This is a genomic window from Nocardia paucivorans NBRC 100373, assembly GCF_000308675.1.
Classification (GTDB): domain Bacteria; phylum Actinomycetota; class Actinomycetes; order Mycobacteriales; family Mycobacteriaceae; genus Nocardia; species Nocardia paucivorans.
In genome coordinates, this window is sequence record NZ_BAGE01000053.1 from 129,725 (window position 1) to 149,079 (window position 19,355).

The following is a 19,355-nucleotide window of genomic DNA, read 5'->3' on the forward strand; positions in this document are numbered from 1 at the left end:
GCTCAGGCGCGGGAGAAGATCCGGTTCAGGAATGCGAGCACATCCGGCAGGGCGTCGCGCGCCGTGGCGATGTGATCTCCCGGATACAACCGCACCGTGAAATCCGCACCCGAGCGATACAGGTCGGCGATCAGCGGCGCACTCAGCGGAGCCGGCACCTCCCGGTCCGCCAACCCTTGTCCGAGGAACAGCGGCGCCGTGTATCCCGAGGTCGGGATATGCAACATTTCCCTGGCCTTGGCCACCATCGCCGGATCGTCGAGTTGTCGGCGCAGCATGGAGCCGATGGAGATATTGCGCACCCGCTCGTCGGCGGCGGCCACGCACTCCGTCTCCACGATATGCAGCACGTCCAGTCCGATGGGGGTCAGATAACTGTCGATATCGAGTTCCGGGGCAGCGGCCCGCATCCCGGCGAGCAGCATGGCGAAATAGGTGGTGGTGCGCCGCAATGGCAGCGGTGGCACCAACGGCCCCGCCACCGGCAAGAACAGATCCAGGGTGGCGGGTGCCCCGGTCGAGGCGGAACCCCGGAAATCGAGATCGGGTGCATCGTCCGCGGCGATATGGGCCGCAACCAGTGCCGTCTGCCCTCCTTGGGACTGTCCCAGCACCGCCCACCGAGTGCCGAGCCCCGCCACTACCGCCCGCGCCGCCCGCACCCCGTCGATAACACTGCGCGCCTGGGCCGGACCGTCCAGATATGGATGCACACCGGGAGTGCCGAGCCCGACATAGTCGGACACCACCACGGCATACCCCGATGCCAGTAAACGGGAGAACACCGGTTCCACCCGATAGTCGTGCGGGGACAGGGTCAGAGCGCAGTGGTCGGCGATCCCCACGGTGCCGTGCGCATAGGCCAGAATGGGCCATCCCTCCGCCGGCGGAGAGCCCGGCGGGACATACACCGACGCCGCGCTCTGCATGGGCCCCCGAGGTCCACGCGACCAGTAGATCAGCCGTTGCTGTTCGTCTCCGGCCGCGGCCATCCGCGCCGAATCCGGAAGTGGCATCACCTCGGCCACCGCACCCGGCTTCTGCGGAGCGGACCGAGCGACCCCGGGCGCACCCAGGGTTACGGCCAGGACACTCACGACCTGCACCACCACCGTTGCCATCCGCCTCCGACGCATGGCCCGACTATGGTCATCGAGAGGTTTACCCGGCAAGACACCATTATCTGTGGCGTATCGATCGGCGATTCCGCAGCCGATACCGAGGGACGGATACCGGCATCCTAGGCTCTGATCCGGCGGCGCCGGCCGCCCCACGCTCTCGAGAGGATCCCATGCGACGTATCGCAGCCTTCGGTACCCGACCGGTATCGATCGTCGCGCTCACACTGCTGATCGGTGCGATGACAACGAGCTGCGGCACGCAGGAGGCGGTCACCACGCCCACCGTGCCGTCGTCCACCACGACGAGATCGACGACGACCACCACGGGAACTCGCGTGATGTCCCGACCGGTCACCACAACCCCGACCGTGGATCCGTTCGCGGGTGTTCCTCTGATCGACCACGTCGAATGGGTGCAGGCGGTGGACGGCCCCCGCCTGCTGGTCCATCCGTCGCAGGCCGGCCGTCAAACGACGTTCCCCGGGTCCGATGAACGCGCCTGGCAGGAGATCCTGGCCGCCTCTCCTGAGGCCGACACACCGGGCATGCGGGATCAGTTCCTCTGCCACTGGGCATGGGCACGGCTCGTCGCTCCGGACAAACCCACCTGGAATCTGGAACCATGGCGTCCGGACGTCGGATATGACGCCACCGTCGAGGCGGCGTGCAATCCCGGCGGCCCCGAGCGTTGACACGAACCGAGGAGGCCAGGATGCGCATCGTCATTGCGGGCGGACACGGTCGGATCGGGCTGCTGCTCGCCGAGATGCTCACCGGGCGTGGGCACAGCGTCGCCGCCCTTACCCGCAATCCCGAGCACGCTCCCGAGATCTACGCCACCGGGGCGGAACCTGTGGTGTTGGATCTCGAACGCGCCGAGGTTGCGGATCTCGCGGCGACCGTACACGGTTCGGACGCAGTGATATTCGCCGCGGGCGCAGGTCCGGGCAGCGGTGCCGCACGCAAGTACACCGTCGATCGCGACGGATCGGTTCTTCTGGCCGAAGCCGCCGAACGAACCGGGCCCCGCCGTTTTCTGCAGATCTCGGCCATGGGTACCGGCCTGCCGCCGGACCCCGAACGGGATGAGGTGTGGGCGGCCTATATCGATGCGAAAACTCAGGCCGAAGAGGATTTACGCGGCCGTGATCTGGACTGGACCATCCTGCGCCCGGGACGGCTTGTCGACACCCCCGGGACCGGCCGGGTCACCCTGGCCCCACCGCGTCTGCCGCGGGGCGATATTCCGCGCGCCGATGTTGCCGCGGTGCTGATGGAACTCCTCGACGCCGGGCATACCGCCCGCACCACGCTGGAACTCGTCACAGGCCCTACACCGATCGCCGAGGCGGTTGCCGCCCTCGCTCACTGATTCTCGGAGAAACCCCGCCGGGAAAGAACAATCGATCGTGCAGATGTACTTGCATTTGAAAGCACCACCGCCCTAGACTCATTCGCACACCGCCATACAGGGGACAACGTGGGGAGGCCGCGTGAGTGAGCCGATGGTCGAGTCCGCCAATGATCCACTGCCATATCGGCACGGAGTTCGTGCGGGTCGGGCCCGGTTCGGCGGTCGTTCGGCAGCAGCCGATCCCCTCCCGATCAGCCACTCGGCGAACGGTACTGATATGAATACAATTACGGGCCGTAACGGCCATTCCATCAAGCCCTCATCTCGGGAAACCGCGGTCGAGTTCGTTATCGACGCGATCGAATCCACCGGCGCGGCCACGCGGGACGATTTCGATATCGATCGGATCGTGTCGACCATCCACGCACTTGCCGACGACTGGGATTTCAACACTCTGCAGCCGGCCACGTTCTGGCGCGTTGCTTCGAGTTGCATAAAGGCCTGAGCGGAGGCCGGTAACAATCTCCGACCCGGTGACCGACCGCCGGGTCGGAACTTTCGCTCCGCCAAATACTTTCGCGATGTTATAGACCGCGATCGGACAAATCGCCATGCAGTACACAGACCACGATCGAGCACGGTGCCTCGCTCGTGGTCATTTTCTTGCCCGAATCACGGGCGATTGAGGAGAGAGGCGGTTTTCGGTCAGAGACCTTTCGTGTAGTCGGCGATGATCTCGCGGGAGCGATCCGGCGGGGCCGCCTGCACACTCAGACGGTCCATCACCGAAAGATACAGTGCCAAGTCCTCGCGGCGATCCAGGTAGAGCGCGCTGGTCAGCTGCTCCAGATAGACGATATCCGGCAGCTCGGCCTCGGCGAATCGCAGAATGGTGAACGAACTTCCCGCTGCCGCATGCGCTCCCGCAGAGAACGGCACCACCTGGATGGTCACGTTCGGCAGGCGGGTGAGGTCGAGCAGATGTTCCATCTGCTCACGATGGACCCGCGGACCACCCACCGGGCGCAACAGAGCGGCCTCGTCGATGATCGCCCAGATCACGGGCGGATCTGCACGGTGCAGGATTTCCTGCCTACGCTGGCGGAAGGCAACCCGTCGATCGGTATCGCCGTCCTCGTATCCGAGGGTGACCACCGCCCGGGCGTAATCCGGGGTCTGCAACAGTCCCGGCACCAGATGTGCCTCGTACGTACGGATTTTGGTGGCGGCCTGTTCCAGACCGAGGTAGGTGCCGAACCAGGATGGCAGCAGATCGCTGTACCGATGCCACCAACCCGGTTCGTTCGCCCGGCGGGCCAGATCGAGAAAAGCTTCGCGTTCCTCCGGGTCCGTGACGCCGTACAGGGTCAGCAGGTCGCGGATATCCCGCTCCTTGAAACCGGTGCGGCCGAGTTCGAGACGGCTGATCTTCGCATGCGAACCGCGGATCGCTTCACCCGCGGCATCCCGAGTGATGTTCTTACTTTCACGCAACTTGCGTAATTGGCCGCCCAGGGCGATACGCAACACGGTAGGTCCGCGATCCGCATCGACCTGTTTTACGCGACCACTACCATCGGGATCTGCGATCATGGAGTCGTCTCCGATACTTGGTTCAACCCACAGTGCGCCGCCCACACGCCCACGGCCGCACCGCGCCGACGGCCCATGTTACATCTCAACCGACCAAATCGTCGAACTCTCCGGCCTTCGCTCCGCGCAGGAACGCATCGATCTCAGGGCGCGTGTAGAAGAGCACCCCACCTTCCGGATCGCGTGAATTACGCACGGCCACCATGTTGTTGCTGGCCACGGCGAACTCCACACAGTTTCCGCTCGGGTTGCTGAACGTGCTCTTCCGCCAAGGACCGACGACCCGGTTCACGGTTTCTTCCGACATGGACACTCCTTGCTCGCACAGTTGCTATGTCACTTGCGTCGAATAGCCAGTTCTTACAGATGCACGCTCAAACGTTCTTGCATCTGCATCGACATCTGGACGATAGCACGAAGTTCGCCACGGCGTGACAACAGATTCCATCCACCCGCCACAAGCGCATATCCATCCGCGCCGGGATTCGCCACGGCCCCGAATCCGGGGTCTACCTACGGTTACGACGTCTCCGGTCCGCTCCACTCGGTTGCCGGGAATCGATCACGGAACCCGCAGGTACTCGGCACCCCTGGCGGCATGGCGCCAGGTCGAACGTTCCCGGGAGACCCTGGGCCGTACATCTCGAATCCTCCGTGTTTCCTGTGGAATACGCGGCACATGCGACCGCCGGTCGCGACGCAACCCGAAGGTTGCACGGTGGACCCGACCCCCGCCCGCGGGCGCGCCTCGAGGCCACCGCGACGGCCACGATGCGCTCAGGTGACCGACCCGATATTTCGACGCGGCGCGAGTGATGACACGGCACGAACGACGCTGTGCCGTAACCACATCGACACCGATGCAGGGTCACGATCCCAAGGCCGTCACCCCGGCCGATCCACGGCGATGTTTTCTCGAACGTTCCTTGCAGATGTTCTTGCATCTGTAAGAGACGTCTGTAAGATTCAACGAAATAACCCGGGGAGGTAGCCGGGGAATTGTCCCCGCCTGACGCAACACCTCCCCCCTACACGTCAGACGCGAGGGGCAGTCGAATGATCCAGCCATTCCGAAGTCCCCACCGAATCGCCTTCGGTGGCACCTCCGGTGTCGAGAATCTGAGCCACCATTGTGAGTCACTGCGCCACTATCCGGCGCCCGAACTCGCCATGGCCGATTGCAGCAGTGAGCCGCCTATGCTCACCTATCGGCAGGCTCGCGAAATACTGCACGTGCACGATGTGCACGGTCCGCAATGTCGACAGTGGCTCGCCGCGGCGGCCTATTTGTCGGCCGGGCTGGACGACGAGTAACCCTCCACGGGATCGCAGCGCACCATCCGATACCTGATGCCGATTCGTGCTGGCCAACGGCCGAACAATGAGGGATTCTGAAACCCCGTCATCTTTTGGATGGTGCACAATGCGTATCGCCGAAATCTTGCGTACCAAGGGCGACGACGTCACGACGGTCCCACCCGAAACCCGCATCCACTCACTTCTGACCGTACTGGCCGATCGCAATATCGGCGCCGTCGTGGTCTCCCCCGACGGCGATCACATCGCCGGAATCGTGTCCGAGCGCGATATCGTCCGCGCACTACACCGCCGCGGCGCCGAACTCCTCAACTCCCCCGTATCCCGCATCATGACCGCGCAGGTGCGCACCTGCGCACCCGATGACCGCGTCGACAGCCTGCGACACATCATGACCGAGCACCGGATCCGTCATCTGCCGGTGGTCGCGAACGGGCGGCTGGTCGGGATCGTCAGTATCGGCGATGTGGTCAAAAGCGCCCTGTCCGAGCTGGTCATCGAACACGAGCATCTCGTCGACTATCTCCAGGGCAGTTACTGACGCATCCGACGCACGGCCGGCGCACTACAGATCGCTCATATCGCCGAGGTCGGCGGACAACCACCGCTGCGGCCGCACGGACACCACGACCTGCTCACCGAATGAGGCGGCATGGGCCAGATACGGCTCGACCTTCTCCGGAGGCAGATACCGGGCCGTCATCTCCCGATGCTGCGCCTCGGTCATCGGCTCGACCGAGATCACCGGGCCTTCCACGCTCACATAGCGGATGGTGGGCTCGAGGCGTTCCACCATGAGGCTCACCCTGCCCGCCGCACGGATACGACGAAGCTTCTCCGATTCGGCCCCGGTGAGGAACCAAATCAGACCGCCCGGTGTGTACCGATACCAGATGGGTAGGGTCAGCGGACCTCGATCCGGGCCCGCCTCCACCGACAGCGCGGCAATATGCGGCTCGGCGAGAAACTGTTCACGTTCATCGATGGTCAGCGGCACGGATCCCACCCTAGTGCGCCCCGCCGACAGATCCGTGCTCGCCGGCGTGAGTGCGCCGGCGGCGGTCGACCCGAATCGGGTCGAAGCGGTCCCGAACCCCAAAGACCTTGCGAGGCCGCCGCTTCGAGATACGGAGTGCGTATGGTTATTGGTGTCGAGCAGGTCCGGCGAAGGGAGCGTCATGGTGGGGTCACCGACGCGCGACCCGCGCCTCGCCCCGTTCGGGGACATCGGAGCGGATGTGCGGGCGCTGTTCCCCGCACTGGTCGAATCCGACGAGGTGTACCTGGACAGCGCCGCCACGACCCAGAAACCTCTGCCGGTCATCGAGACGATTCGTGACTATCACGCCTCACGGACGGCGAACGCCGACCGCGGGACCTACCCGTGGGCAACCGTCCTCACCGAACGGATCGCCGCGATCCGCGCCCGCGTCGCCGCGTTCATCGGCGCCGAACACCCCGACGAGGTGGTCTTCACCGGCGGCGCCACTGCCGCGCTCAATGCCGTCGCGCTCTCCTGGGGGCTCGCCGAACTCCGCGACGGGGACCAGATCCTCTACAGTCCACGCGACCATGCCGCCAATATCTACCCGTGGTATCACCTGCGCGATATTCTCGCCCGCTTCGGTCGTCACATCGAGCTGGTGCCCTATCGGGTCACCGAGTCGGGAGAGGCCGATATCACCGATATCGCGGACAAACTCGGTCCACGGACCAGATTGGTGACCGTGAGCCACCTCCACCATGTCTTCGGTGGACTGACCACATTGGAGGAGCTCCGCGGCAGCCTACCGCCGGAGGTGCTGATCTGCTTCGACTGTAGTCAGAGCGGTGGCCATCTACCCGTGGACGTCACCGCCCTGGGGGCGGATTTCGCAGTGTTCGCGGCGCACAAGATGTTCGGCGCGCCGGGCACCGGGATCCTGTACTGCCATCGACGGGTACACGGACGACTCCGCCCGTTCCTTCCGGGCGGCACCTCCGCCGTGCGACCCACCGAAACCGGGCTCGAGGCCGGGGCGATGCCCGGGCTGTTGGAGGGCGGCACTCCCAATATTCCGGGTATCCTCGCGCTCGGCAGCGCTTTGGAGGTCCTGGAGTCCTTCGATATGCGGACCGTCGCCGCGCACAATCGGGAACTGACCCTGCGCGCGGTCGCCGGTCTACGGGAGGTACCGGGCGTGGAACTGCTGCCCGGTCCCGGACATGCGCCCTGCGCCACCGGCTACGGCATCGTCTCCTTCACCCTCGAGGGGATATCCGCGGCCGACCTCGGGTTCGTACTCGGCGAGCACGGTTTCCTGGTCCGCGCCGGGGCGCACTGTGTACCGGGCGGCGGCCCGGACCCGGAGTCGGTGCGGGTGAGCACCCAGATCTACAACACCCCCGACGAGATCGAGCGTTTCACCGAGTGTGTACGGACCATCGCCGAGGAGGTCATGTGAACGCCGAGAGCGCCACCCCCGCCACCGAGACGGCCGCCCGGTACGATCGCCGCGCCGCTTCCCGCATCCTGGCCGAACTCGCCCGCCCCGGACTGTTCGGACCGTACGAACCCGGACCGGCCCGCCGGATCGAGTACACGAGCACTCCGATCCGCCCCGAGACGGGCAGTCACCTGACCGTATCCCAACGGCTGTATCTGCAGCGGTTCATGCGACCGTGCCGGGCCGACGAGGTCACCTGCGCCACTCATCGGTTGACCTGGATCGATAGCGACGGGGTGCCGAATACCGGCCATTATCGTGCCGACGGACTCGGCCCCATCGTGCCGATCGTGACGCGCGAGGCGGTGCTCGCGCTCTGGCATGCCCTGAGTGCCGATACCGAACTGGCGGAGCGGATCGCCGGCCTCGATCCGGACGCCCGCGCGATACTGGTGGGCACCACCACCGACCACGAGCCGATGGATATCTTCCGGGTGGGAGTGGAATCGACGGGACGGGCCCTGGCCCAGCACGCCCTGGTCGCCCGCCAGACGCCCTACCGAACTCCTATCGAATTCGCCTGGGGGATATACGATTCGGGGATATTCGCCGCGGTCGCCACCCGCTGGTACTGGGAGTTGCAGGCCTCAACCTACCGCCGGGGGATGATCCCGGTGACCTTGCTGGCCCAGGCCGACGGAACGGTGCGGTATTCGGCGCAAACCGTAGCGACCCTGCGAGCGATGAAGGATGCCACCATCGCCGACGCACATGCGGTGATGCGTCGCGCCACCACCGAAGAGGGGTTGAGTGTGGACGCGGCGATCGCGAAATACCACGACGACCTGGATCTGATCTCTCGCCAGTACGCGCTGCTGCCGCCCGGCACCCGGCCGTCCTGCCTGGCGGCCATGCCACATCGACTCGACGGTGAGCACTACAGCATCCTGCCGGTGGTGGCACGCCGGTTCGTCGAGGTGTTCACCGAACTGGTCGAACGGTGCGAGGTGGTGGAGGTACCGCCGCCGGCGGAGGCGTTCGACGACGGTCCGGCGGCGGAGGAGGACCGGATCTTCTACGTACCGGACATGACCTGTAAGCATTGTGTGCGCACGATCGGCGGAGTATTGGAGTCGATGGGCATCACCGTGGTCGATATCGATCTCGACAGCAAACGTGTGGTGGCGGAGTTCCGGAGTCCACGCAACCGCGCGCGCGCCTTCGAGGCCCTCCGCGACGGCGGGTACAACCCGGTCGGCGAACGTCCGGACACCGACCGCGAGACGCCGGGTGCGCCACGGTGAGCGATCCTGGTGCGCAACCGGCGTCTCCCTCACCGCCCGGACTACCCGCGCTGTGGCATCCGATGATCCGCAGGTTCCTGGACGATCCCGAGGCTCTCGCGAGGGTGTCGGCGCAATACGGATCGCCGGTGCATCTGCTGTTTCCTCAGGTGATGGCGGAGAACATCGAACGACTGCGCGGTGTGCTCGACTCGGCGGCGGCCGGTTGGCGGATGTATTACGCGCACAAGGTGAACCGGTCGCGGGCCTTCGCGCGGACGGCCGCGGAGGCAGGAATCGGTATCGATATCTCCTCGGCGGGGGAGCTGGCGTCGGCGCGGGCGGCCGGTTTCACCGCGGACCGCATCGAGGCCACCGGCCCGAAGGGGGCGGCATTCCTGCGCACGCTGGTCGAGTCCGGAGTGACGGTGAACGTCGACAACCTCTGGGAACTGGACACGCTCGCGCGGCTGGCCGATCCGGACGCCCCACTACCGGTATTGGTGCGGGTCGCGGGGTTCGAAGGGTCCCAGCCGAGCCGGTTCGGGGTTCCGGTGCATCGAGTCGACACGGCGTTGGCCACGCTGACCCGATATCGGGATCGACTCGATTTTCTGGGTTTCGCCTTCCACCTGGACACCGGGGAAACCGCGGAACGGGTGCGCGCCGCCGATACCTGTTTCTCTCTGATCGAACGCGCCTACGAACACGGCCTCGCCCCGTCGGCATTGAATATCGGCGGCGGTCTGCGGCAGGTGTTCACCGCCGACGTCGAACGGTTCGATCACTACACCCGGGCCCTACGCGATGCGCTCGCCGGACGCGGAGAGGCGATGAGTTGGGGGCACAACACTTTCGGTCATCAGGTGGAAGGCGGCGTGGTGCGCGGGATACCCGTTTTCCACAAGTACGGGAATACCGTTTCCGCCGACCGTATGTTGGCGGATCTGTTGGCCGCACCGCTGGAGCGGCAGGGCGGACGCGGTATGGCGCGGGTGGCGGGCGACAATCTGCTCGATCTGTGGTTGGAACCGGGTAAGGCGCTGGTCGACCACGCCGGGGCGACGGTGGCGCGGGTCGAGTTCATCAAGGAGGCCACCGACGGCAGTCTGCTCGTGCACGTGGATCTCAGCCGGGATCAGGTGACCCCGGCCGATCAGGAGGTGATGGTGGATCCGCTGGTGTTGCCGGGCCCGGGCCGGGCGCCGGCGCCCGGGGGACGAGCGGTCGGGGTCTACTTCGCCGGGCGGTTGTGTCTGGAGCGGGATCTGATCACCGCACACAAGGTGTGGCTGCCGTGGCTACCCCGAACGGGTGATGTGGTGGTGTTCCCGAATACCGCCGCGTATCACATGGACCTGTCGGCCGCGACAGCGGCAATGCATCCACCGCCGGAGAAGGTGGCGGTGGTTTGTCGGGACCGGACCTTCGTCACATGTCCGGATGCCGAGTACGTACCGGCCGGAACCACCCCTGCCCGCGCCGAGAACATCCCGCTTCCACCCGAACGACACATCACCACCGAGGTCCCGTGACGATCTACCACCACATCACCGAGCTGATCGGCAATACTCCCCTCCTCCGCCTGGATCCCGGCGTCCACGGTCTCGCCGGGGTCGAGCTGTACGCCAAGCTCGAATCACACAACCCCTTCGGATCGGTCAAGGACCGTATCGCCTGGGGGATGTTGCGCGACGAACTGGACACCGTGATCGAAAACGACCAGACGCTGATCGAGGCCTCCAGCGGCAATACCGCCAAGGCACTGCGGATCCTCGGCGCCGTGCACGGCATCGGACTGCGAGCGGTGACCAATCGGATCAAGGTGGCCGAGGTGCGGGATCTGTTGCGACTACTCGGCACGGACATCGTGGAGCTGCCGGGATTGTCCGAATGTCCCGATCCCACCACACCCAACGACGTCTACTCGGCGATCGACGCGACCATGGCAGCGGAGCCGGGGCGGTTCCGCCATCTGTCGCAGTACACCAACGAGAAGAATGTGCAGACCCACTACGAGGGCACCGGTCGGGAGATCCACGAGGATCTCACCGCCGCGGGGGTGAATCGGGTGGATTATCTGTTCGCCGGTCTCGGTACCACCGGCTCGAGTCGCGGTACGGGCACCTATCTGCGTAAACATCACCCCGAACTGCGGACGGTCGCGGTGGTGTCCGAGCGCACCGATTTCATCCCGGGGATCCGTTCGGAACGGGAGATGTGGGATGTGGGTCTGTTCCAACCGGAGTTCTACGACGAGATCGTCACCGTGGAATCGGGCCGCGCGGTCGACGCAACCATGGAACTCGTCACCGGGTACGGCGTACTCGCCGGCCCCACCAGTGGGGCCGCCTATGCCGCTGCGGTGCGGACCCTCGCAACCGCCCGCGAGACCGTGGCCACCGAGGAGCCGATCGTGGGGGTTGTCATCGTCTGCGACCGGCTCGAGCCCTATTTGTCGTACATCAAACAGCGCCGACCGGAACTGTTCGGCCGCAACTCTCGCCGCTACACGCCATCTCCGCAGGAGGTGGCCGCCGTCCCCGGCCTGTCCCCCGCCGAACTGGCAGAGCTCGACCACGCCGAGCGGGTGATGATCGTGGATACCCGCGGCGCCATGGCCTATCGCATAGCGCACATCCCCGGTGCCCTGAACATCCCCGACGACCGGCTCGACGAACTACTCGTCCACGGCACTCCCTTCTCGCGGGAATACCCGGTGGTATTCGTCTGCCCCACCGGTGAGCTGTCTCGGCGGTTCGCCGCGACGGTACGGCATACCGGGCACACCGCATACAGTCTCGACGGTGGAATCGCGGCGTGGCGGGCGGCAGGACTGGCCATGGAACGCGGACGCTGAAGTTCGCTCGGCGAGGCCCGTGCCGTCGCAACCGGTCGATCCTGCGGCGAACCCGTATACGGGCCCGGACACTGAGCAATCCACGCCGAGACTGCTCAGCATGTGCGGCGCGGGTCCGAATCCGTCTTCCCCGCCGAATCGTCCCCACGTGTCGATTGCCGTGCCGCCGCGGAGGACACGGTTGTGGCGAAACGCCGATACACGGCCACGCCGAGTACTACCCACAGGACGCCCACCGTCCATCCGGCCAGCACATCGGTCGGCCAGTGCACGCCCAGATAGACCCGGGACAGACCCACCAGTCCGACGAAAACCACCGCGCCCGCCACCACCGTCACGACGATCGAACGCCGGCGCACCCGCCATGCCACCAGGGTGGCGAGGATCCCCACCACCGCCGCGGAGCCGAGGCTGTGGCCGGACGGATACGCCGGATCCGCGACGGAGACCAATTGTCCTTCTACGGGTGGGCGCTCACGCCCGACGAGATACTTGAGCACGCGCACCGAGATCGCCGCCCCCAGTCCGACGCCCGCGATCAGGGCGAATTCCGCCCACTGTGCGCGCCGGGCAAACCAGCCGCAGGAAAGAAGCGCGAGCGTCCACATGGCGGCCCCGCCACCGAGGTGGGTGACGACCGTGGCGGCCTCGGTGAGACCGGCACCATGCCAGGACGCCACCCGATCCAGCAGCGGCACGTCCAGATCGTTGCGCGCATCACCGCCGACCACGTAGCCGGTCAACAGCACCACCACCGCGATCAGCGCGAGCGCGAACGTGAGCATTCCGCCAGCCTAGCCACTCGGCGTGGCCGCAGGCGGGTGCTACAGGCCGCCTGCCAGACCCTGGTTTCCCTGCCGGTTTCTCGTTCCGGATCCGCGAACCGGCCGGACCGATGAGTGACCGCCGGATTCCGGCGGGCGGCGGCCCGAGGCCCGGAGACGGCACCCTCCACGAGGGGTGAGTCGGGCACGACGGCACTACTGTGTACGGGTGCATTCAGATCAGCGATCGGACGAGGCCGGACCCCGGATATGGGGTGGAACCACGCTTTCGGAGCGCAAGCAGGCGCGTCGGGCAGCGCTGCTGGAGGCCGCGCTGGACCTGATCGGCGATGCCGGTGCGAGCGGGGTGACCATGCGTGCGGTATGTCGACGGGCCAATCTCACCGACCGTTATTTCTACGAGAGCTTCGGCAGCCGCGACGAACTGCTGGACGTGTTGTACCGGCAGGTGGCCGAGGAATTCCTGGAACCGATGACGGCCTTCGCGGTGGCCGACGACCCTTCGCGAGATCGGGCGCTGTCGGAGATCCTGGTGGACAAGGTGCTCGAGGATCCCCGCAAGTCGCGCCTGTTCCTGGTGGAACCGTATTCGAGTACCGGACTCGGGCAGACCACGATCGCGGTGATGCCGGCGTTCACCCGGCTGATCCAGGATCATCTGTTCACCGAGATCGACGATCCGGTGCGACGTCGACTCGCCGCGGTCACCATGGCCAGTGGTAATGCGGGGATGTTCTCGGCCTGGCTCAACGGTTCCCTGCGCGCCACCCGGGAACAGATCATCGATCACCTGGTCGCCATGCTCACCGCCTATCGAAGCCTGTATCGGGACTGAACCGGACCGGCGGCGATTCGCACTCCGCGGTCGATGCCGGACCGGTGGTTTCCCACCCGGTACAAGTCCGTTCCCTCGATGACGGACGCGGTCGGGGCTAGAGTGGCCATAGCGTCGGCGCGAGGAGCGGGTGTGGTGTCCATCGGGAAATTGGTGTCGTTCGACGGATCGCGGGGATTCGGATTCATTCGCCCCGAGGACGGCGGTCCCGACGTCTTCGTCCATGTCAACGATATCGGCCTCGACGAGGACGAACTGAGACAAGGGCGGATGTTCGAATTCGAGGTCACCGAAGGTGACCGGGGACCGAAGGCGATCAATCTCAGTGCGGTGAGCGGTCCGCACACCGGTACCGGAGGCCGAGCGCGGAGCCGAGACCGCGGTGAGGGTCGACTCACGGCGGCCGAGCACACCCGGTTGGTGACCGAACTGCTGCTGGAGGCCTCACCCGCGCTCACGGCGGGTGAGATCGTCACCATCCGGGAGCGCCTCACCGAATTCGCCGACGCCCAGGGCTGGATCGAACGCTGAGCCGGCGCCTCGGTCGGTTCGGCGCGCCTCGAGTGTCGACGGGTACACATACGATCCCGGCACCGATGAATCGGCGACGGCGACGACGTCGTTATCGGTGAGAACCCGACCGAGGAGGATCGTGTGGACCTACCGGTAATGCCGCCCGTGCGTCCGATGCTGGCGAAATCCGTGTCGTCGATTCCCCGGGGCCCCGGCCTCGGTTATGAACCCAAATGGGACGGATTCCGCTGCGTGGTGTTCCGCGACGGTGACGAGGTGGAGCTCGGCTCCCGTAACGACCGTCCACTGACCCGGTATTTCCCCGAGGTCGCCGCCCTGGTGCGGCAGGCGTTACCGCAGCGATGTGTGGTCGACGGCGAGATCGTCGTCGTCACCGATACCGGACTGGATTTCGACGCCCTCCAACTGCGCCTGCATCCGGCGGCCTCCCGGGTGCGGAAACTGGCCGTCGAGACACCGGCGAGTTTTGTCGCGTTCGATCTACTCGCCCTGGACGATCGAGATCTCACCGGCCTCCCGTTCCTCGAACGCCGACGGCTGTTGGAATCCATCCTGGATACCGCATTCGCCCGCATCCACCTCACCCCGCTCACCCGAGATCCCGATATCGCTCAGGACTGGTTCACCCGATTCGAGGGCGCCGGATTCGACGGGGTGGTGGTGAAGGCCACCGATCTACCGTACGAGCAGGACCGACGGGTGATGCTCAAGGTCAAACACGAACGCACCGCCGACTGTGTGGTCGCCGGTTTCCGGTGGCACAAGGACGGCAAGGGGGTGGGGTCACTGCTGCTGGGCCTCTACGACGAGACGGGCAACCTGCACCACGTAGGGGTGGCCAGTAGTTTCACTGCCGCGCGGCGCGCGGAGCTGGTGGCGGAGTTGGCTCCGTATCGGGAGAACGCCCTGGACGGCCATCCCTGGCGGGATTGGGCGGATGCGGCCGCGCAGGCGCGGGCCGAGGCGAAGATGCCGGGTGGGATCAGCCGCTGGAGCGGTGGTAAGGATCTGTCCTGGGAGGCACTGCGCCCGGAGCTGGTGGCCGAGGTGCGCTACGAGCATCTGCAGTCGGGGCGGTTGCGCCACGGTGGCCGGCTGGTTCGATTTCGGACCGACCGCATCCCATCATCCTGTACCTATGCCCAGCTCGAGGAGGTCGCACCGGTCGAACTGGCCGAGTTCTTCGGCATCGAGGTGGCACAGTGAGCGAATCGATCGAGATCGAGGTCTGCGGCCGCTCGCTGACCATCGGCAATCCGTCGAAGGTGTATTTTCCCCGCCGCGGCGAAACCAAATTGGACCTGGTGCGCTATTACCAGGCCGTGGCGAAGCCGCTGATGCGGGCTCTCCGCGACCGGCCGTTGATGCTGGAGCGCTATCCCGACGGTGTGTCCGGGAAATCGTGGTTCCAGAAACGGGTACCCGAATCGGCACCGGATTGGCTGCACACCGTAGCGGTCTCCACCCCCAACGGCACCACGGGTGAGGCGCTGGTGGCTCATGATCTCGCCCATATCCTGTGGGCTGTGAACCAGGGCTGCCTCGGTTTCCACGTCTGGCCCAATCGGGTCCCGGATATGCGTATCGCCGACGAACTGCGCATCGATCTGGATCCCGCCCCGGGAGTCGGTTTCGACGAACTGCGCACGGCCGCGATGCGTACCCGGGATCTGTGTGCCGAACTCGGCATCACCACCTGGGTGAAAACCTCCGGATCACGTGGTCTGCACATCTTCGCCACAGTGGAACCGCGCTGGGACGGCTATCGGGTCCGCGCTGCGGCGGTGGCGCTGGCCCGCGAACTGGAACGCCGCTATCCGGATGAGATCACCGCTCGGTGGTGGAAAGAGGAACGAGGGCGGCGGGTTTTCGTCGATTACAACCAGAATGCCCCGCACAAAACCGTGTTCGGCGCATGGTGCGTACGACCCCGGGTGGGCGCCCAGGTGTCGACGCCGATCGACTGGACGGACCTGGCCGCCGTGGTTCCCGAGGACTTCACCCTCGCCACCGTGCCGACATGGCTCGCCGAACACGGCGATCCCTGGGCGAACCGATCACCGCAGTCCATCGAACCGTTGCTGGAGATGTCCGAGCGCGATATGGCGGCCGGGCTCATGGACGCACCGTGGCCGCCGCAGTATCCGAAGATGCCGAACGAGCCACCACGGGTCCGGCCCAGTCGGGCCCGGCGAGGGGCGGAAACAGGGTAGCGCCGATTATCTGCTGGTCCACAATGTCCAGATACCGCCACTGTCCGTTTTCTCGCACACCAGGGCGCGGCCGTCGGCGGTACGCGCGGTGACCGTGTTGCCATCGCAGTCGGTACCGGCCTCCGCGATCTCCTCGGCAACCCGATAGGGGCCGGCCCAGCGATAATCGGTACTCGACGACGAGTCGCTCAGACAGAGCAGGGTCGTCCCGCTGTCGGTGGTGCCGATGAGCCCCGCCCGCGCGCACGTGGCTCCGGATTCCGCGATGGCGGGCTGCTCCGGCCCGGTCGTGGTGGTGGCGGGCGGTGCGACGGGAATGGTCACGGTGGGGGCCGGCGGCTCGGTGCTCGAAGACGCCGACGGCTCGTACACGATGGTCTCGGTTCGCTGCGCGAGATGGTTCCCGGCTCGCGACACCATCTCCGCGACCGGATTACCGGGTAGGACGATAATCGCGATCACCGCCGCGACCTCGGCCACACCGAGTAACACCGCCGTGGTGGCCATGAGCTTGCCCCGGGGATGACCGAAAGCGAGCAGACCGAAGACAACGGCCACGGGGAACATCAGTAGTAGCGCCGCGGCCAGGGCGACGATCGCGTAGGGGTTGGCCACAGGATACCGCTCCCGCTCCCCGTCGTACCGGTCCCCGTCGTCGGTCTCGTCGAGCCACTCGACGGACTCCGCGTGGACATCGTCCTCGTAGGCGGAATCCTCGTAGTAGGCCACCTCATCGGTTACCGGTTCTCGGGCGGCCCGGCGGCCGACGGCGGCCCGAGGTGGCCGTTCACCCGGTTCGAGTTCCGGCCAGCGCTCACGTGCCCAGCGCTGTCTTGCTGCCATTCGAGGTCCCTTCACCATCCGTCGAGGGGCCTCGAAAACACCCGGGCCCGCTCGACACCGAGAAGGATAGAGCCGATCGAACCGGCGGTGCCGGCGAACCCGGCCGCCGTTTCTGAGACATGCGCAACACGGCACATACGGTCGGCGCGAACCGGAAAACCGGAAATCGGCGGCAGGTCAACCGGTTTCGGATCGATCCGCGCCGGTCTTCGGCAACGACTCGGTGACCAGGGTCATCAGCATGTCCACCAGCAGGACGTGCACCTGGTCCCGAGTCAGGGTGCCGCGGGTGATCCATTCGCGGCCGGCGGCCTTCACCAGTCCCCCGTAGGCGCGGGCCAGGGCCCGCATCGATGCCCACTGCTGCGGGTCCGCCGCCTCGGGCGACAGGCCGATCATCAGTAGCAATCGATCGGCGGCGGCATCGTCGGCCTGGTCGAGGATCTGCTGTACCTCCGGGTCGTCGCCGACACCTTCGTGGCTGGTCACCTTCACCCAGGTGCTGCCGTGTTGGGAAATGGTGTCCAACAGCCACCGCACACCCGCCTCCACCCGCTCCCGGGGAGAGCCGGTGGGGATCGGCACCTCTTCGAGGCGGGGCAGGGTCACCATCCGGCGCACCACCGCGAGGTACAGATCGCGTTTGTTGCCGAAGTAATGGTTGATCAGCCCACGGGCCACCCCTGCCCGCCGACCCAGTTCGGCCGTGGACACGGCCGCGTACGGTCGTTCCCCGAACATCTGGATCGCCTGGGCGAGAATTTCGGCGCGGCGGGCGTCGGGTTCGAGCCGACGCCGGCGCGTCACAGCGCCCGAATGCCCACCGGCCGCGGAACCGGTGGGCGTGGGCTCGGAATCGGTGTCAGAGCGAGCGGGCAATGAGATCCTTCATCACCTCGTTGCTGCCCGCGAGGATGCGCAGTACGCGGGCGCCGGTGTAGAGCTGGGAAATCGGGTACTCCGTCATATAGCCGTATCCGCCGAACAGTTGCAAACAGCGATCGACAACGATACCCAGTTGATCGGTCAACCAGTACTTTGCCATTGCAGCAGTGGGAATATCGAGTTCGCCACGCAGGTGCCGGGTGATGCAATCGTCCAGGAAGGTACGGCTCACCTTGGCGATCGTGGCGCATTCGGCGAGTTCGAACTTGGTGTTCTGCATCGCGAACAGCGGCCGACCGAAGGCCTCGCGTCCCTTGGTGTACTCGATGGTCAACTCCACCGCGCGCTCGGCCATTGCCACCGCCATGATCGCGGTGACCAGACGTTCCTGGGCCAGCATCTGCATCATCTGGTAGAAACCCTGGCCTTCGGCGCCGCCGAGGAGATTCGCCGCGGGGACCCGCAGGCCGTCGAAGAACAGTTCCGCCGTGTCCTGTCCCTTACCGCCGATCTTGGACAGGATGCGCCCGCGGGTGAAGCCGGGGGTGTCGTCGCTCACCTCGGCGAACAGCAGCGAAACACCGGCCGCGCCCTTCTCCGGGTCAGTTTTGGCGGCGATGACGATTCCATCGCAGAGCCAACCGTTGGAGATGAAGATCTTCGAACCGGTGATCACGTACTCGTCACCCTCGCGGACGGCGCGGGTCTTGATGTTCTGCAGGTCCGAGCCGGTCCCGGGTTCGGTCATACCGATGGACAGCACCATCTCGCCACTGGCCACCTTGGGCAGCACCCGCTGTTTGAGCTCGTCGGATCCGAACTCGACGAGATAGGGGGCGATGATCGAGTTGTGCACCGGGATACCCAGGGCACTGTCGCCCGCGCGAACCTGTTCCTCGATGATCGCGGCCTCGTGGGCGAAGGTGCCGCCGCCCCCGCCGAACTCCTCCGGAACCGCAGGGCACAGCAGACCGAGCTCACCCGCCCGGCGGTACAGATCACGGTCGGGGTGGCCCTGCTCGACGAACTTCTCCTCGTGCGGGACGACTTCCTTGTCGAAGAATCCCCGGGCCAGTTCTCGTACCGCTTCGACCTCGTCGTCACTCCATGCGGGGCGTGCCATATCCGTCCTCTTGCTCTGTGTCCGGCTGCCCGGCGTCCCTGTGGCCGGGTTGTTCGGCATCGACTCTCCCCGACTATTGGCGTTAAGTCAACAAGCTGGGTGAGGTCCTGGGGCGCCGGATCGCGGCGGTGGGCCCGAGCGCGGGACCGCGCTGTCGGGTTTGACAGAATGAGCACTTCGCCC

General features: G+C 66.0%; 21 protein-coding genes. 13 read left to right on the forward strand and 8 right to left on the reverse strand.

Annotated features, from left to right (window positions below; translation table 11 throughout):
• Nucleotides 1-2: 2 nt before the first annotated feature.
• A complete protein-coding gene (locus tag ON32_RS19855) occupies nucleotides 3-1,121 on the reverse strand; it encodes a lipase family protein (protein WP_051133482.1) in 1,119 nt (372 codons plus the stop codon).
• A 170-nt stretch (nucleotides 1,122-1,291) separates the two neighbouring features.
• Between ON32_RS19855 and ON32_RS19860 the strand changes: the two genes are divergently transcribed.
• From ON32_RS19860 to ON32_RS30255, 3 genes are all read left to right on the forward strand, one after another.
• A complete protein-coding gene (locus ON32_RS19860) occupies nucleotides 1,292-1,813 on the forward strand; it encodes a DUF2599 domain-containing protein (RefSeq protein ID WP_040792469.1) in 522 nt (173 codons plus the stop codon).
• 20 nt (nucleotides 1,814-1,833) lie between these two features.
• Nucleotides 1,834-2,493, forward strand: a complete 660-nt coding sequence (locus ON32_RS19865) for an SDR family oxidoreductase (RefSeq protein WP_040792470.1) — start codon at nucleotides 1,834-1,836, stop codon at nucleotides 2,491-2,493.
• A gap of 133 nt (nucleotides 2,494-2,626) precedes the next feature.
• Complete coding sequence (locus ON32_RS30255; protein ID WP_245551170.1) at nucleotides 2,627-2,980, forward strand: hypothetical protein; 354 nt, start codon at nucleotides 2,627-2,629, stop codon at nucleotides 2,978-2,980.
• A 200-nt stretch (nucleotides 2,981-3,180) separates the two neighbouring features.
• On the opposite strand, the gene ON32_RS19875 is transcribed toward ON32_RS30255, so the two are convergent.
• Both ON32_RS19875 and ON32_RS19880 read right to left on the reverse strand, forming a co-directional pair.
• Entirely contained in the window at nucleotides 3,181-4,068 is an 888-nt protein-coding gene (locus ON32_RS19875) for a Sco1979 family transcriptional regulator (RefSeq protein WP_040792471.1), read from the reverse strand.
• An 85-nt stretch (nucleotides 4,069-4,153) separates the two neighbouring features.
• Entirely contained in the window at nucleotides 4,154-4,375 is a 222-nt protein-coding gene (locus ON32_RS19880; RefSeq protein WP_040792604.1) for a DUF397 domain-containing protein, read from the reverse strand.
• 749 nt (nucleotides 4,376-5,124) lie between these two features.
• On the opposite strand from ON32_RS19880, the gene ON32_RS19885 reads away from it, so the two are divergent.
• Nucleotides 5,125-5,382 carry a hypothetical protein gene (locus ON32_RS19885; RefSeq protein ID WP_040792472.1) on the forward strand — a complete coding sequence of 86 codons (258 nt, stop codon included), beginning with the start codon at nucleotides 5,125-5,127 and terminating at the stop codon, nucleotides 5,380-5,382.
• Between the two features lie 109 nt (nucleotides 5,383-5,491).
• Nucleotides 5,492-5,926, forward strand: a complete 435-nt coding sequence (locus ON32_RS19890) for a CBS domain-containing protein (RefSeq protein WP_040792473.1) — start codon at nucleotides 5,492-5,494, stop codon at nucleotides 5,924-5,926.
• A gap of 24 nt (nucleotides 5,927-5,950) precedes the next feature.
• On the opposite strand, the gene ON32_RS19895 is transcribed toward ON32_RS19890, so the two are convergent.
• Entirely contained in the window at nucleotides 5,951-6,382 is a 432-nt protein-coding gene (locus ON32_RS19895; protein ID WP_040792605.1) for a pyridoxamine 5'-phosphate oxidase family protein, read from the reverse strand.
• A gap of 181 nt (nucleotides 6,383-6,563) precedes the next feature.
• Here ON32_RS19895 and ON32_RS19900 point away from each other — a divergent pair, with 181 nt between their 5' ends.
• From ON32_RS19900 to ON32_RS19915, 4 genes are read left to right on the forward strand one after another with little or no spacing between them, the layout of a single operon-like run.
• On the forward strand, nucleotides 6,564-7,829 hold the full coding sequence (locus tag ON32_RS19900; protein WP_083874666.1) for an aminotransferase class V-fold PLP-dependent enzyme: 1,266 nt from the start codon (nucleotides 6,564-6,566) through the stop codon (nucleotides 7,827-7,829).
• Nucleotides 7,826-9,115 (forward strand): heavy-metal-associated domain-containing protein, encoded by a 1,290-nt coding sequence (locus ON32_RS27265; protein WP_051133483.1) that lies wholly within the window; start codon nucleotides 7,826-7,828, stop codon nucleotides 9,113-9,115. The genes ON32_RS19900 and ON32_RS27265 overlap by 4 nt, the downstream gene beginning before the upstream one ends.
• On the forward strand, nucleotides 9,112-10,629 hold the full coding sequence (locus ON32_RS19910) for a type III PLP-dependent enzyme domain-containing protein (protein ID WP_245551171.1): 1,518 nt from the start codon (nucleotides 9,112-9,114) through the stop codon (nucleotides 10,627-10,629). The genes ON32_RS27265 and ON32_RS19910 overlap by 4 nt, the downstream gene beginning before the upstream one ends.
• Entirely contained in the window at nucleotides 10,626-11,954 is a 1,329-nt protein-coding gene (locus tag ON32_RS19915) for a pyridoxal-phosphate dependent enzyme (protein WP_245551173.1), read from the forward strand. The genes ON32_RS19910 and ON32_RS19915 overlap by 4 nt, the downstream gene beginning before the upstream one ends.
• 95 nt (nucleotides 11,955-12,049) lie before the next feature.
• On the opposite strand, the gene ON32_RS19920 is transcribed toward ON32_RS19915, so the two are convergent.
• Entirely contained in the window at nucleotides 12,050-12,739 is a 690-nt protein-coding gene (locus ON32_RS19920; RefSeq protein ID WP_051133485.1) for a phosphatase PAP2 family protein, read from the reverse strand.
• 208 nt (nucleotides 12,740-12,947) lie between these two features.
• Here ON32_RS19920 and ON32_RS19925 point away from each other — a divergent pair, with 208 nt between their 5' ends.
• The 4 genes from ON32_RS19925 (at nucleotide 12,948) to ligD (ending at nucleotide 16,321) form a co-directional block, all read left to right on the forward strand.
• Nucleotides 12,948-13,574 carry a TetR/AcrR family transcriptional regulator gene (locus tag ON32_RS19925; protein ID WP_051133486.1) on the forward strand — a complete coding sequence of 209 codons (627 nt, stop codon included), beginning with the start codon at nucleotides 12,948-12,950 and terminating at the stop codon, nucleotides 13,572-13,574.
• A 153-nt stretch (nucleotides 13,575-13,727) separates the two neighbouring features.
• Nucleotides 13,728-14,105, forward strand: a complete 378-nt coding sequence (locus tag ON32_RS19930; protein WP_373284338.1) for a cold-shock protein — start codon at nucleotides 13,728-13,730, stop codon at nucleotides 14,103-14,105.
• A gap of 123 nt (nucleotides 14,106-14,228) precedes the next feature.
• Nucleotides 14,229-15,314 (forward strand): ATP-dependent DNA ligase, encoded by a 1,086-nt coding sequence (locus ON32_RS19935; RefSeq protein WP_217998084.1) that lies wholly within the window; start codon nucleotides 14,229-14,231, stop codon nucleotides 15,312-15,314.
• Complete coding sequence (ligD, locus tag ON32_RS19940) at nucleotides 15,311-16,321, forward strand: non-homologous end-joining DNA ligase (RefSeq protein WP_040792476.1); 1,011 nt, start codon at nucleotides 15,311-15,313, stop codon at nucleotides 16,319-16,321. Before ON32_RS19935 ends, ligD begins: the two co-directional genes overlap by 4 nt.
• A 6-nt stretch (nucleotides 16,322-16,327) precedes the next feature.
• Here the strand turns inward: ligD and ON32_RS19945 are convergent, their stop codons facing one another.
• The 3 genes from ON32_RS19945 to ON32_RS19955 all read right to left on the reverse strand — a co-directional run bounded on the left by ON32_RS19945 (nucleotide 16,328) and on the right by ON32_RS19955 (nucleotide 19,172).
• Entirely contained in the window at nucleotides 16,328-17,164 is an 837-nt protein-coding gene (locus tag ON32_RS19945; RefSeq protein WP_040792477.1) for a hypothetical protein, read from the reverse strand.
• Nucleotides 17,165-17,341: 177 nt separating this feature from the next.
• On the reverse strand, nucleotides 17,342-18,043 hold the full coding sequence (locus tag ON32_RS19950; protein WP_083874668.1) for a TetR/AcrR family transcriptional regulator: 702 nt from the start codon (nucleotides 18,041-18,043) through the stop codon (nucleotides 17,342-17,344).
• A complete protein-coding gene (locus tag ON32_RS19955) occupies nucleotides 18,027-19,172 on the reverse strand; it encodes an acyl-CoA dehydrogenase family protein (RefSeq protein WP_040792479.1) in 1,146 nt (381 codons plus the stop codon). The genes ON32_RS19950 and ON32_RS19955 overlap by 17 nt, the downstream gene beginning before the upstream one ends.
• Between the last annotated feature and the right edge of the window lie 183 nt (nucleotides 19,173-19,355).

What these genes read in the sequence shown, in the direction of transcription:
- ON32_RS19920 (WP_051133485.1), bottom strand. Translation starts at nt 12,739, where the DNA reads ATGCTCACGTTCGCGCTCGCGCTGATCGCGGTGGTGGTGCTGTTGACC.
- ON32_RS19860 (WP_040792469.1), top strand. Translation starts at nt 1,292, where the DNA reads ATGCGACGTATCGCAGCCTTCGGTACCCGACCGGTATCGATCGTCGCG.
- ON32_RS19945 (WP_040792477.1), bottom strand. Translation starts at nt 17,164, where the DNA reads ATGGCAGCAAGACAGCGCTGGGCACGTGAGCGCTGGCCGGAACTCGAA.
- ON32_RS19890 (WP_040792473.1), top strand. Translation starts at nt 5,492, where the DNA reads ATGCGTATCGCCGAAATCTTGCGTACCAAGGGCGACGACGTCACGACG.
- ON32_RS19865 (WP_040792470.1), top strand. Translation starts at nt 1,834, where the DNA reads ATGCGCATCGTCATTGCGGGCGGACACGGTCGGATCGGGCTGCTGCTC.
- ON32_RS19900 (WP_083874666.1), top strand. Translation starts at nt 6,564, where the DNA reads ATGGTGGGGTCACCGACGCGCGACCCGCGCCTCGCCCCGTTCGGGGAC.
- ON32_RS19885 (WP_040792472.1), top strand. Translation starts at nt 5,125, where the DNA reads ATGATCCAGCCATTCCGAAGTCCCCACCGAATCGCCTTCGGTGGCACC.
- ON32_RS19855 (WP_051133482.1), bottom strand. Translation starts at nt 1,121, where the DNA reads ATGGCAACGGTGGTGGTGCAGGTCGTGAGTGTCCTGGCCGTAACCCTG.
- ON32_RS19880 (WP_040792604.1), bottom strand. Translation starts at nt 4,375, where the DNA reads ATGTCGGAAGAAACCGTGAACCGGGTCGTCGGTCCTTGGCGGAAGAGC.
- ON32_RS30255 (WP_245551170.1), top strand. Translation starts at nt 2,627, where the DNA reads ATGGTCGAGTCCGCCAATGATCCACTGCCATATCGGCACGGAGTTCGT.
- ON32_RS19875 (WP_040792471.1), bottom strand. Translation starts at nt 4,068, where the DNA reads ATGATCGCAGATCCCGATGGTAGTGGTCGCGTAAAACAGGTCGATGCG.
- ON32_RS19955 (WP_040792479.1), bottom strand. Translation starts at nt 19,172, where the DNA reads ATGGCACGCCCCGCATGGAGTGACGACGAGGTCGAAGCGGTACGAGAA.